This is a genomic window from Pseudomonas arcuscaelestis (assembly GCF_016881005.1).
Taxonomy (GTDB): domain Bacteria; phylum Pseudomonadota; class Gammaproteobacteria; order Pseudomonadales; family Pseudomonadaceae; genus Aquipseudomonas; species Aquipseudomonas arcuscaelestis.
The window spans coordinates 76,868-89,849 of the sequence record NZ_JACOPV010000017.1 but is presented as its reverse complement, the minus strand read 5'-3'; the positions used below and the strand labels follow the sequence as shown (position 1 = coordinate 89,849).

The window sequence follows — 12,982 nt, the reverse complement described above, 5'->3', positions numbered from 1 at the left end:
GTAACCAAGAGGGAGTAGCAATGGCGAGTTCGATTTTACCCAGCGTAGGTCTGGGTTCCGGCGTAGATATCAACAAGATCGTAGAGACGCTTGTTAAGGCTGATACCGACCCCAAAGCTAATCAGATCAAGCGCCAGACCGCCAACAACACGGCCATGCTTTCTGGTGTTGCGTCGCTCAAGGGGGCGCTGTCGGCCTATCAGGCGGCGATGAAGAAGCTTAATGATCCGCTGGCTCCGGCGTTCAATGCTTACAGTGCGACATCGAGCAGCGACACCACGATCAAGGCGACCTCTAACAATACCGCGGTGCCAGGTAGTTATCAGGTTAGGATTGATAACCTCGCCAGCTCGTCTAAGGTTGCCAGCCAGGCATTTGATACCGGCGCCAGCACCCCGATCCCTGAAGGTGATCTGACCATCACACAAGATGGCCAGATCCATACTGTCAAAGTCGGTCCGGGGGCAACGCTTCAGACTGTGCGCGACTCAATCAACTCCTCGCTCGCAGAAAAAGGCATCACGGCCAACATCGTCAACGGCAAGGATGGTTCGCGCCTGGTATTCAGTTCGAGCAAGACAGGTGCCGGTACCGATATTTCGGTGGACGGTATTGCCGAGTTGAAGATTGTCGGCACTGATAAAATGACGGGGACTGGCGCTGGTTACATTGATAGTCTTGCCATGGATGCGACCCTGACCATCGATGGTTTGAAGGTCACCAGCAAGACCAATACCGTTGATAAAGCGATCAGTGGGTTGAGTCTGGACCTGCTCAAGGCGTCCAGTGATACGGTCACCATCACTGTTGGTGAGAACAAAGATGGTCTGAAGACCTCTGTGCAAGCCTTTGTTGATGCCTATAACACGCTGGTCAAAACGGTCAACAGTCTCACTGCAGTAAGCAAGGACGAAGACGGTAACAATGTACTTGGCCCGCTGACTGGCGATTCAACATCGCGCTCATTGCTCAGTGATTTGCGCTCGCAGCTGTCCACTGTGGGGGCTGGTGATCGCCTGACCACTCTCGGCCAGCTAGGTATCAATACTGCGAAGGATGGCACGCTCGAGTTCAATACCACCAAGTTCGATGCTGCCATGAAGGAGAAGAAGCTCGGGCCAGAAGTGCAAGAGCTGTTCACTGGTACCAATGGCGTGTTCGATCGAATGAATGGCGCGATAAAGCCTTATCTGGAGACCGGGGGTATTCTTGATTCGCGCAAGGCTGGTCTGGACAAGCTACAGAAGGACCTTACCGAGCAGCAATTGGCTCTGGATCGTCGAATCGACTCCCTGACGGCTTCCCTGACCAAGCGTTACGTAGCCATGGATACCCTGGTCGGTAAGCTTGAGGCGGAACGCAAGAACATTGTTTCGATGTTTGCCTCGATTGAGGCGCAACAGAAGAACTCTTGATCGACTGACTCGCAGAGGCCCGGCAGTACCCTTAGAAGGGTGCCGGGCTTTTTGCTGTGCGGGCTAAAGTTCTTTGATGCCCAGGCGATACAATCGCTATATGAAACCTTTTAGTTGTGACGAGGTAGAACATGAATCCGATGTTAGCCCTTCGGCAGTACCAGAAAGTCAACGGCGTGGCGCAGACCTCAGAGGCCAGCCCGCATAGGCTGGTGCAGATGTTAATGCAGGGTGGTCTGGATCGAATCGCCCAGGCAAAAGGCGCCATGGCGCGCAACGACATCGCCCAGCGCGGTATCCTGATCGGAAAGGCGATTGGTATCGTCGGTGGCCTGCGCGAAGGCCTTGATCTAGAAAATCATACTGACGCACTGACCGAGTTGGACAACTTGTACACTTACATGAGCAAGCGTCTGATCGAAGCCAACGTGCAAAACGATCCGGAAATTCTCAACGAGGTTGCCCGGCTACTGATTACCGTAAAGGAAGGCTGGGACGCCATCGGTGATCAACCCGCCGACGTCTAGGAGGTTGTCATGAGTGTCGTGCTCGAACGTATCGAACAAGCCCGCGAAGCATTGCTAGGTGCCCTGAACAGTCGTGACTGGGAGGCGATCAGCGAGCTCGACGTCAGCTGCCGATTGTGTGTCGACGATGTATTGGCCGAAGCCTCGGTCAACGAAGCGGTATTGCGCAGCAGTCTGGAGGAGTTGCTCGGTGTCTACCGGCAACTAATTGAGGTTGCAAGTGACGAGCGTCAATCAATAGTCGATGAGATGACGCAGATCCGGCATGCCAAGAACGCGGCAAAGGTATACCATTTGTTCAGCTGAAGCTGGGCAAAACCATAAACAGGGCGCCATAAATTTGACTCTGTGCGGTTTTTTGACTTAACTAGTAGCTGTTTTCAATTTTCAGACGTCCGAACACTGACCGTTCAGTCGGAATGATGTCGAGCTTGCCCTCAATAGGGCGCCGAGATGACTAGGGAAGTTGCTATTGCATGTGGCGTGAAACCAAAATTCTGCTGATCGATGACGATAGCGTTCGCCGCCGCGATTTGGCGGTGGTTCTGAATTTTCTAGGCGAAGAAAATCTCACCTGCTCGAGCCAAGACTGGCAGCAGGCGGTTGAGTCGCTGTCATCGAGTCGCGAAGTGCTTTGTGTGCTGATTGGCGCTGTAAGTGCTCCGGCAAGTCTGATGAGCTTGCTTAAGACCGTGGCTGGGTGGGATGAGTTCCTTCCGGTGATGCTTTTAGGTGAAATTTCTTCGGCTGATCTGCCGGAAGAGCTGCGTCGCCGTGTTCTTTCCAACCTTGAAGTGCCGCCGAGCTATAGCAAACTGCTCGATTCGCTGCACCGTGCCCAGGTCTATCGCGAGATGTACGACCAGGCCCGCGAGCGTGGTCGCCAGCGTGAGCCGAATCTGTTCCGCAGCCTGGTCGGTACCAGTCGCGCCATCCAGCATGTGCGCCAAATGATGCAGCAGGTAGCCGACACTGACGCCAGCGTGCTGATCCTCGGCGAGTCGGGTACAGGCAAGGAAGTGGTTGCGCGTAACCTGCATTACCATTCCAAGCGCCGTGAAGCGCCGTTCGTACCGGTCAACTGTGGCGCAATCCCTGCGGAATTGCTCGAAAGCGAATTGTTCGGGCACGAGAAGGGTGCGTTTACCGGTGCCATTACCAGTCGCGCCGGTCGCTTCGAACTGGCCAACGGCGGCACTCTGTTTCTTGATGAAATCGGCGACATGCCGCTGCCGATGCAGGTCAAGTTGTTGCGCGTGCTGCAAGAGCGGACATTCGAGCGTGTGGGCAGCAACAAGACCCAGGGTATCGACGTGCGCATTATCGCCGCGACCCACAAGAACCTCGAAAGCATGATCGAAGCGGGCACCTTCCGCGAAGATCTGTATTACCGCCTTAACGTATTCCCCATCGAGATGGCTCCGTTGCGTGAGCGCGTCGAGGATATCCCGCTGCTGATGAACGAGCTGATTTCGCGCATGGAGCACGAAAAGCGTGGCTCGATTCGCTTCAATTCGGCAGCGATCATGTCTCTGTGCCGCCACGGCTGGCCGGGCAACGTTCGCGAACTTGCCAACCTGGTCGAGCGCATGGCGATCATGCATCCCTATGGCGTGATTGGGGTTTCGGAACTGCCGAAGAAATTCCGCTACGTCGACGATGAAGACGAGCAACTGGTCGATAGCATGCGTTCGGACCTGGAAGAGCGTGTGGCCATCAATGGCAGCGTGCCGGGTTACACCAGCCATGCCATGTTGCCGCCGGAAGGGCTGGACCTGAAGGACTATCTGGGTGGCCTTGAGCAGGGTCTGATCCAGCAGGCGCTGGACGACGCCAATGGTATCGTTGCTCGCGCTGCCGAACGCCTGCGCATTCGTCGCACTACCCTGGTGGAAAAGATGCGCAAGTACGGCATGAGCCGTCGAGACGGAGAAGAGCAGGCGGAGGATTGACGCTTGCTTGATCATAACGGGGCGCCTTGGCGCCCCGTTGTCTTTTATATCCCTACCATTTGCAAGGCTGTAGCCCCCGTCTTGTCGGCCTTTACCGGGTTGCAACGGCTGCGGTTGCACCTCCCTGGCCGATATCCGGCACGTCTATTGCTATATCGCTGGCAACATACCGTTTTATGACGGTCAGTCACGCGAGAGAGCACGATGCCCCAGGCTGCCCCCATCTCCTGTGCCCCGACTTCGAAGGGCCAGAACGCCGAGCAGGAAAGTCGCCTAGGCCTGTTCGACCAGGTCTCCAGTCAGTTGAGCGCGTCCTTCAACCTGCTTGAGGCGCGGGTAACCGAACTCAAGGGTGAGCTGGCGGTCGTCAGTGATCAGCGCATGTCCGAACTGGCCGAAAAAGAACGTTTGGCCAATCGCCTGCAGAACTTGCTCGACCTGCTGCCGGGCGGGGTCATTGTCATCGACGCCCAGGGTCGCGTGCGCGAAGCCAACCCGGCCGCCTGCGATTTGCTTGGCGAGCCGCTGGTGGGGGAGCTGTGGCGCGTGGTCATTGCCCGCAGTTTTGCACCGCGAGAAGACGACGGGCACGAGGTCTCGTTGCGCGATGGCCGGCGCCTGTCGATTGCAACCCGCTCGCTGGATGCCGAGCCTGGGCAACTGGTGCTGCTCAATGACCTGACCGAAACACGCCATTTGCAGGGCGAGCTGGCGCGCCATGAGCGCTTGTCGTCGCTGGGGCGGATGGTCGCCTCGCTAGCACACCAGATTCGCACACCGTTGTCGGCCGCTTTGCTCTACGCCAGCCATCTGGCCGAACACGACCTGCCGCTGCACACCCGGCAACGCTTTGCCGGCAACCTCAAGGAGCGCCTGCATGAGCTGGAGCATCAGGTGCGCGACATGCTCGTGTTCGCCCGTGGCGAGCTGCCACTGACGGACCGGTTGACCCCCAAGGCATTGTTTCAGGCCTTGCAGCAGGCAGCACAGCCTCATGTCCAGGGGCATGCAGTGCGCTGGCAGTGCGACAGCCACCTGGGGGAGCTGCTGTGCAACCGCGACACCCTGGTCGGCGCGTTGCTCAACCTGATTGAAAACGCTCTGCAGGCGGGTAGTGAGCCTGCCCGTCTGAAAATTCACCTGTACCGCCGCGGGCAACTGCTGCGCCTGTGCGTCAGTGATGCCGGTGCCGGCATCGACAGTGCGTTGCTCGAGCGTCTTGGGGAGCCTTTCCTAACCACCAAAGCCACTGGTACGGGGCTTGGGTTGGCGGTGGTCAAGGCTGTGGCGCGCGCGCATCAGGGCAGTTTGCAGTTGCGTTCCCGGCCGGGGCGCGGCACCTGCGCGCTGGTGACGTTGCCATTGATCGATGCGCTGGAGAGGGAGAACAAGCAATGAAGGCAATCAAGGTGCTGCTGGTCGAAGATGATCGGGCACTGCGTCAGGCCTTGGGCGATACCCTGGAATTGGGCGGCTTTGATTATCGTGCCGTCGGCTCGGCCGAAGATGCGCTGGAGGCGGTGGCGGCAGAGGCCTTTAGCCTGGTGGTCAGCGACGTCAACATGCCAGGCATGGATGGGCATCAATTGCTCACCTTGTTGCGCTCGCGGCAGCCGCAATTACCCGTATTGTTGATGACGGCCCATGCTGCCGTGGAACGTGCGGTCGACGCCATGCGCCAAGGGGCGGTGGACTACCTGGTCAAGCCCTTCGAGCCCCGTGCCTTGCTCGATCTGGTTGCGCGTCATGCACTTGGCGTGGTCGCCGGTGGGGCTGATGACGGGCCGGTCGCCTGCGAGCCGGCCAGCTTGCAATTGCTGGAGTTGGCGGCGCGAGTGGCGCGCAGCGAATCGACGGTATTGATTTCTGGTGAGTCGGGTACCGGCAAGGAAGTCCTTGCGCGTTTTATCCATCAGCAGTCCAAGCGTAACGGCCAGCCGTTCGTGGCGATCAACTGTGCAGCGATTCCCGACAACATGCTCGAGGCCACGCTGTTCGGTCACGAGAAAGGTTCTTTTACCGGCGCCATTGCCGCCCAGCCTGGCAAGTTCGAGCAGGCCGATGGCGGCACCTTGTTGCTCGACGAAATCTCGGAAATGCCGCTGGGGCTGCAAGCCAAGCTGTTGCGGGTGCTGCAAGAGCGGGAAGTGGAGCGGGTGGGTGGGCGCAAGCCAATTGCCCTGGATATCCGTGTCGTGGCCACCACCAACCGTGATCTGGCGGGGGAAGTGGCTGCAGGGCGTTTCCGTGAGGACTTGTTCTATCGCCTGTCAGTGTTCCCGCTGGCTTGGCGACCGCTGCGTGAGCGTAGCGCCGATATTCTGCCGCTGGCTGAGCGTTTGCTGGCGCGACACGTCAATAAAATGAAGCATGCCCCGGTTCGCCTGTCGCCTGAGGCCAAGACTTGTCTGCAACAATACGCTTGGCCAGGAAACGTGCGTGAGCTGGACAACGCCTTACAACGGGCACTGATCCTGCAACAGGGCGGTGTGATCGAGGCGGCGGATTTCTGTCTGGCGGGTGCCATGCCAATGTTTGCGCCCGCACCACCGGTTGTGGCCTTGCCGGCACCCGTTGCGGGCGAGGCGCTAAACGCCTTGGGCGACGATATGCGGCGTCATGAATTTCAGATGATCATCGACACCCTGCGCTCCGAGCGTGGACGGCGCAAAGAGGCCGCAGAGCGTCTGGGCATCAGCCCGCGCACCCTGCGCTACAAGCTGGCGCAGATGCGTGACGCCGGGATGGATGTCGAGGCCAGCTTGTACGCCACCTGAAGGCGTGTTTATTCGCGGTTTTGTAAGGCCTGCAGGTAGAGCTGGCACTCTTGTTGCTAAGTCCTGCCTATCCGCTGCGTGAGTGTCAAAAAAATGCGGGCCGTCGGAGAGAGAAGTCCATGAGTCAAGGTGTTGAATTTAATCGATTGATGTTGGACATGCGGGCCATGCAGATGGACGCCATGTCGATGCCCAAGGCGGCAGCAGCGCCCGAGCTCGGCTCGAGTAATTTTGCCGATATGCTGGGGCAGGCCATCAATAAGGTCAGCGACACCCAGCAGGCTTCCACGCAGCTCGCCAATGCATTTGAAATTGGTAAGAGCGGTGTTGATCTGACCGACGTGATGATTGCCTCGCAGAAGGCCTCCGTATCGTTTCAAGCCTTGACCCAAGTGCGTAACAAGCTGGTCCAGGCCTATCAAGACATCATGCAGATGCCGGTATAAGGGCGAAATTGAGTCATGGCCGAATCAGTCGTCGATAACGTGCCCGCGAAAAGCGGCGCAACAGCGCCCAAGCCGCCGTTGTTCGGCATGTCGTTTCTGGAAAATATCTCGCAGATGCCAATGCTGCGTCAGGTTGGCCTGCTGGTCGGTCTGGCTGCCAGCGTGGCCATCGGTTTTGCCGTGGTGCTCTGGTCGCAGCAACCGGACTACCGGCCGCTGTACGGCAGCCTTGCCGGCATGGATACCAAGCAGGTCATGGACACCCTGGCCGCTGCGGATATCCCTTACAACGTCGAACCCAACTCCGGTGCCTTGCTGGTCAAGGCCGATGACCTTTCCCGTGCGCGCCTGAAGTTGGCCGCGGCCGGCGTAGCGCCGGGGGATGGCAATGTCGGATTCGAGATTCTCGACAAGGAACAAGGCCTGGGCACCAGCCAGTTCATGGAGGCCACCCGTTATCGTCGTGGCCTCGAGGGCGAGCTGGCGCGTACGGTTTCAAGCCTGAACAACGTCAAGGCCGCACGCGTGCACCTGGCGATTCCGAAAAGCTCGGTGTTTGTACGGGATGAACGCCGCCCGAGTGCTTCGGTACTGGTCGAGCTCTACCCGGGGCGAGCGCTGGAAGCTGGTCAGGTGATGGCCATCGTCAATCTGGTGGCAACCAGTGTGCCGGAGCTGGACAAGTCCCAGGTCACTGTCGTCGACCAGAAGGGCAATCTGCTGTCCGAGCAGCTCGGCAACTCTGAGCTGACCATGGCGGGCAAACAGTTCGACTACAGTCGCCGCATGGAAGGCATGCTCACCCAGCGCGTGCATAACATTCTGCAGCCGGTGCTGGGCAACGATCGCTACAAGGCCGAAGTGTCGGCCGATGTCGACTTCAGCGCCGTTGAATCGACTTCCGAGCAGTTCAACCCGGACCAGCCGGCGCTGCGCAGCGAGCAGTCGGTCAATGAGCAGCGCTCCAGCAGTATGGGCCCTCAAGGTGTTCCGGGTGCGTTGAGCAACCAGCCGCCAGGCCCGGCCTCGGCACCGCAGACGACCGGTGGCGCGCCAGGGGCGACTGCTGCCATCCAGCCAGGCCAGCCGCTGCTCGATGCCAACGGCCAGCAGATCATGGACCCGGCCACGGGCCAGCCAATGCTCGCGCCATACCCTGCGGACAAGCGCCAGCAATCGACCAAGAACTTCGAGCTTGATCGTTCCATCAGCCATACCCGCCAGCAGCAGGGTCGTTTGAATCGGCTGTCGGTCGCGGTGGTGGTCGACGACCAGGTCAAGATCGATCCGGCAACCGGTGACACCACCCGTGCGCCATGGGCCGCTGAAGACCTGGCGCGTTTTACCCGCCTGGTCCAGGATGCGGTGGGCTTCGACGCCAGCCGCGGCGACAGCGTCAGCGTTATCAACGTGCCGTTCGCTGCTGACCGCGGTGAAGTGATCAGCGAAATTCCGTTCTACTCGCAGCCGTGGTTCTGGGACATCATCAAGCAGGTCATGGGTGTGCTGTTCATCCTCGTGCTGGTGTTCGGCGTGCTGCGTCCGGTACTCAACAACATCACTGGCAATGGGAAGCAAAGCGCCGGTGCCGATGGCGACATGGAACTGGGCGGTATGCTCGGTCTGGATGGCGAACTGGCCAACGACCGCGTAAGCCTGGGTGGTCCGCAAAGCATTCTGCTGCCGAGCCCGAGCGAGGGCTACGACGCACAGCTCAATGCAATCAAGAGCCTGGTGGCCGAAGACCCGGGCCGGGTGGCCCAGGTCGTGAAAGAGTGGATCAACGCCGATGAGTGATAACCGAGCCCTAACCGCGAAACTGACCCGGGTCGACAAGGCGGCAATCCTGCTCTTGTCCCTGGGGGAAACCGATGCTGCCCAAGTGCTGCGGCACATGGGGCCCAAGGAAGTTCAGCGAGTCGGCGTTGCCATGGCGCAGATGGGCAATGTCCATCGCGAGCAGGTCGAGCAGGTCATGAGCGAGTTCGTCGAGATCGTCGGCGACCAGACCAGTCTGGGTGTCGGCTCCGACGGTTACATTCGCAAAATGCTCACCCAGGCCTTGGGCGAAGACAAGGCCAACGGCCTCATCGACCGCATCCTGCTTGGCGGCAATACCAGCGGCCTGGACAGCCTCAAGTGGATGGAGCCGCGAGCCGTAGCTGACGTCATTCGCTACGAGCACCCGCAGATCCAGGCCATTGTCGTGGCTTACCTGGACCCCGATCAGGCTGGCGAAGTGCTGGGCAACTTTGATCACAAGGTACGCCTGGACATCATCCTGCGTGTCTCTTCGCTCAATACCGTGCAGCCCGCGGCGCTCAAGGAACTCAACCAGATCCTCGAGAAACAGTTCTCCGGCAACTCCAACGCGGCGCGTACCACCCTGGGTGGTATCAAGCGTGCTGCCGATATCATGAACTTCCTCGACAGCTCCGTGGAAGGCCAGTTGATGGATGCGATTCGCGACATCGACGGCGACCTCTCCGAGCAGATCGAAGACCTGATGTTCGTCTTCAACAACCTTGCCGATGTTGATGACCGTGGCATCCAGGCGCTGTTGCGCGAAGTGTCCTCCGATGTGCTGGTGGTGTCGCTCAAGGGCGCCGACGAGAAGGTCAAGGACAAGATTTTCAAGAACATGTCCAAGCGTGCCTCGGAACTGCTGCGCGACGACCTGGAGGCCAAAGGGCCGGTGCGGGTCAGCGACGTCGAAACGGCACAAAAGGAAATCCTCACCATCGCCCGCCGTATGGCCGAAGCCGGAGAAATCGTGCTCGGTGGCAAGGGCGGCGAAGAGATGATCTAAAGCCTATCGCGGGGCAAGCCCGCCCACAGGGAAAGGTTCTGTGGGTGCGGGCTTGGCCCGCGATTTTTTTGAGTGCGTGCAATCATGTCAACCAACGAGCACCTGAGTGAGCTGATTCGCGCCGATGAGATCGAGGGCTTCGATCGTTGGGCGTTGCCTAGCTTCGATCCGGAGCCGGAAGCTGTGCCCGAGCCGGAACCTGAGCCTGAAGTGCTTCAGGAGGAAGTCGAGGAAGTGCCGCTGGAAGAAGTCCAGCCGCTAACCCTTGAAGAGCTCGAAAGCATTCGCCAGGAAGCCTACAACGAAGGCTTCGCCACCGGTGAGCGCGAAGGGTTCCACAGCACCCAACTCAAGGTGCGTCAGGAAGCTGAAACCGCTCTCAAGGCCAAGCTCGCCAGCCTCGAACGGCTAATGAGTAATTTACTCGAGCCAATCGCCGAACAGGACAACCAGATCGAAAAGTCGCTGGTGAGCCTGGTTGCGCACATGGCCCGAGAAGTTATCGGTCGTGAGCTGCGTAGCGACTCGAGCCAGATCGGCCAGGTATTGCGCGAAGCCCTGAAGTTGCTGCCGATGGGCGCGGAAAATATCCGAATTCATATCAATCCCCAGGATTTCGAGCAGGCCAAGGCCTTGCGTGAGCGCCACGAAGAACGCTGGAAACTACTGGAAGACGAGACCCTGCTGCCCGGTGGTTGCCGCATCGAAACCGACCACAGCCGCATCGACGCGAGCATGGAAACGCGGATCGAGAAAGCCCTGGCGCAGTTGTTCGATCAGTTGCACGACCAGGGCCTGCACCCTGCGGCGCCGGACCTGAGCATTGATTTGGACGCTGCCGATGCGCCTTGATCGCACCAGCTTCGGCAAGCGCCTGCAAGGTTACGCCGATACGGTCAAGCTGCCCGCGCAACCGATCGTCGAGGGACGCCTGCTGCGTATGGTCGGCTTGACCCTCGAAGCCGAAGGCTTGCGTGCATCGATTGGAAGCCGCTGCGTGGTAATCAACGACGACAGCTACCATCCGGTGCAGGTCGAGGCCGAGGTCATGGGCTTTTCCGGGAGCAAGGTGTTCCTCATGCCGGTCGGCAGTGTGGTCGGTATCGCCCCGGGGGCGCGCGTGGTTCCGCTGGCCGACAATGGACGCCTGCCCATGGGCATGAGCATGCTTGGGCGGGTGCTCGACGGTGCAGGTCGTGCGCTGGATGGCAAAGGCGGCATGAAGGCCGAAGACTGGGTGCCGATGGACGGCCCGACCATCAACCCGCTCAATCGTGACCCGATCAGCGTGCCGCTGGACGTTGGTATTCGCAGCATCAACGGCTTGTTGACCGTCGGCCGTGGCCAGCGTCTGGGTCTGTTTGCCGGTACCGGGGTCGGTAAGAGTGTGCTGCTGGGCATGATGACCCGTTTTACCGAGGCCGACATCATTGTGGTCGGCCTGATCGGTGAGCGTGGACGTGAGGTCAAGGAGTTCATCGAGCATATTCTGGGTGTTGAAGGCATCAAGCGTTCGGTGGTCGTGGCATCCCCGGCTGACGATGCGCCGCTGATGCGCCTGCGCGCGGCCATGTATTGCACACGTATCGCCGAATATTTTCGCGACAAGGGCAAGAACGTTCTATTGCTGATGGACTCGCTCACACGTTTCGCCCAGGCCCAGCGGGAAATTGCCCTGGCAATCGGCGAGCCGCCAGCGACCAAGGGTTATCCGCCATCGGTGTTCGCCAAGTTGCCCAAGCTGGTGGAGCGTGCCGGTAACGGTGAGGCAGGCGGTGGTTCGATCACCGCGTTCTACACCGTGTTGTCCGAGGGCGACGACCAGCAGGACCCGATCGCCGACTCGGCGCGGGGTGTGCTCGACGGGCATATCGTGCTGTCGCGGCGTCTGGCTGAAGAAGGGCACTACCCGGCCATCGACATCGAGGCGTCGATCAGTCGGGTGATGCCGCAGGTGGTCAGCCCCGACCATCTGCGCGAAGCCCAACAGTTCAAGCAGTTGTGGTCGCGGCTGTCGCAGAGCCGCGATCTGATCAGCGTCGGCGCTTATGTAGCCGGCGGGGATGCGGAAACCGACCTGGCCATTGCCTTGCAGCCAAAGCTTGTGCATTACCTGCGCCAGGGGCTGAACGACAACGTCAGCATGCAGCAGAGCCGCGAACATCTTGAAAGCGTATTTGCCCAGCCCAACCCTGGCGCAGGCGGCTAGTAGGCCATGGCTCAAACCAGTCGTGCGTCGCGCCTGGCACCGGTCGTGGAAATGGCCGAGAACGCCGAGCGCCAGGCCGCCCAGCGCTTGGGGCAATTCCAGCAACAGGTGAACCTGGCCCAGGCCAAGCTTGCCGAGCTTGACCGCTTTCGCGAAGACTACCAGCTGCAGTGGATCAACCGCGGCGGGCAGGGCGTGTCTGGCAGTTGGCTGGTCAATTACCAGCGCTTTCTCGGGCAGTTGGAAAGCGCCATGACTCAGCAGCGCCAGAGCCTGACCTGGCACCAGAACAACCTCAACAATGCCCGGGGCACCTGGCAACAGGCTTATGCGCGGGTCGAAGGGCTGCGCAAGTTGGTGCAGCGATATGTCGATGAGGCGCGCATGATCGAAGACAAGCGCGAGCAGAAACTGCTTGATGAATTGTCTCAGCGCCTACCGCGTCGCGAACGCTATTGAGGGCGGTTTTAGTTGTTGTGGAGCGCCAAGACTGCTAAACCTTCACGGTGTCTGCAATCGTCGTTATCGAAGGAATCGCCAACATGGCAGTTGATACTGAAGTTTCCCAGGATGGGGAAAAATTGACGATCAAGGTTAAAGGCCGCTTTGACTTTGGCAAGCATCTGGAATTTCGCAACGCCTATGAACACCAACGCTGTGCTTCATCGGTGGTGGTTGATCTGCGCGAAGCGACCTACCTGGACAGCTCCGCGCTGGGGATGCTGTTGATGTTGCGTGATCACGTGGGGGGGGATGAGGCGGATGTGCGGGTGGTTAACACCAACCCGGATGTGCGCAAGATTCTCGCCATTGCCAACTTCGACAAACTGTTCGATATCAGTTGATC

Annotated in this window: 13 protein-coding genes; all 13 read left to right on the top strand. The window is 59.5% G+C overall.

Annotated elements, in window-relative coordinates:
* Window positions 1-20 precede the first annotated feature (20 nt).
* Window positions 21-1,415 carry a flagellar filament capping protein FliD gene (fliD, locus tag H8F21_RS23935; protein ID WP_203585477.1) on the top strand — a complete coding sequence of 465 codons (1,395 nt, stop codon included), beginning with the start codon at window positions 21-23 and terminating at the stop codon, window positions 1,413-1,415.
* Between the two features lie 131 nt (window positions 1,416-1,546).
* Window positions 1,547-1,942 (top strand): flagellar export chaperone FliS, encoded by a 396-nt coding sequence (gene fliS / locus H8F21_RS23930; RefSeq protein ID WP_203585476.1) that lies wholly within the window; start codon window positions 1,547-1,549, stop codon window positions 1,940-1,942.
* Between the two features lie 9 nt (window positions 1,943-1,951).
* A complete protein-coding gene (gene fliT / locus H8F21_RS23925; RefSeq protein ID WP_203585475.1) occupies window positions 1,952-2,248 on the top strand; it encodes a flagellar protein FliT in 297 nt (98 codons plus the stop codon).
* Window positions 2,249-2,418: 170 nt separating this feature from the next.
* The gene (locus tag H8F21_RS23920) at window positions 2,419-3,894 is read left to right on the top strand and encodes a sigma-54 dependent transcriptional regulator (protein ID WP_136477524.1); all 1,476 of its coding nucleotides are present in this window, start codon (window positions 2,419-2,421) and stop codon (window positions 3,892-3,894) included.
* 204 nt (window positions 3,895-4,098) lie between these two features.
* A complete protein-coding gene (locus H8F21_RS23915) occupies window positions 4,099-5,292 on the top strand; it encodes a sensor histidine kinase (protein ID WP_203585474.1) in 1,194 nt (397 codons plus the stop codon).
* Window positions 5,289-6,671: a sigma-54-dependent transcriptional regulator gene (locus H8F21_RS23910; protein ID WP_203543950.1), complete on the top strand. Its 1,383-nt coding sequence runs from the start codon at window positions 5,289-5,291 to the stop codon at window positions 6,669-6,671. The genes H8F21_RS23915 and H8F21_RS23910 overlap by 4 nt, the downstream gene beginning before the upstream one ends.
* A 119-nt stretch (window positions 6,672-6,790) precedes the next feature.
* Window positions 6,791-7,117, top strand: coding sequence for a flagellar hook-basal body complex protein FliE (gene fliE, locus H8F21_RS23905; RefSeq protein WP_010224994.1), 327 nt, complete (start codon window positions 6,791-6,793; stop codon window positions 7,115-7,117).
* Between the two features lie 15 nt (window positions 7,118-7,132).
* Window positions 7,133-8,914, top strand: a complete 1,782-nt coding sequence (gene fliF / locus H8F21_RS23900) for a flagellar basal-body MS-ring/collar protein FliF (protein WP_203585473.1) — start codon at window positions 7,133-7,135, stop codon at window positions 8,912-8,914.
* The gene (gene fliG / locus H8F21_RS23895; RefSeq protein WP_038613367.1) at window positions 8,907-9,926 is read left to right on the top strand and encodes a flagellar motor switch protein FliG; all 1,020 of its coding nucleotides are present in this window, start codon (window positions 8,907-8,909) and stop codon (window positions 9,924-9,926) included. Before fliF ends, fliG begins: the two co-directional genes overlap by 8 nt.
* 84 nt (window positions 9,927-10,010) lie before the next feature.
* On the top strand, window positions 10,011-10,778 hold the full coding sequence (gene fliH, locus H8F21_RS23890; RefSeq protein WP_203585472.1) for a flagellar assembly protein FliH: 768 nt from the start codon (window positions 10,011-10,013) through the stop codon (window positions 10,776-10,778).
* On the top strand, window positions 10,768-12,135 hold the full coding sequence (gene fliI, locus H8F21_RS23885) for a flagellar protein export ATPase FliI (RefSeq protein WP_203543947.1): 1,368 nt from the start codon (window positions 10,768-10,770) through the stop codon (window positions 12,133-12,135). Before fliH ends, fliI begins: the two co-directional genes overlap by 11 nt.
* 6 nt (window positions 12,136-12,141) lie before the next feature.
* On the top strand, window positions 12,142-12,594 hold the full coding sequence (fliJ, locus tag H8F21_RS23880; RefSeq protein ID WP_203585471.1) for a flagellar export protein FliJ: 453 nt from the start codon (window positions 12,142-12,144) through the stop codon (window positions 12,592-12,594).
* 83 nt (window positions 12,595-12,677) lie between these two features.
* A complete protein-coding gene (locus H8F21_RS23875; RefSeq protein WP_203585470.1) occupies window positions 12,678-12,980 on the top strand; it encodes an STAS domain-containing protein in 303 nt (100 codons plus the stop codon).
* Window positions 12,981-12,982 lie beyond the last annotated feature (2 nt).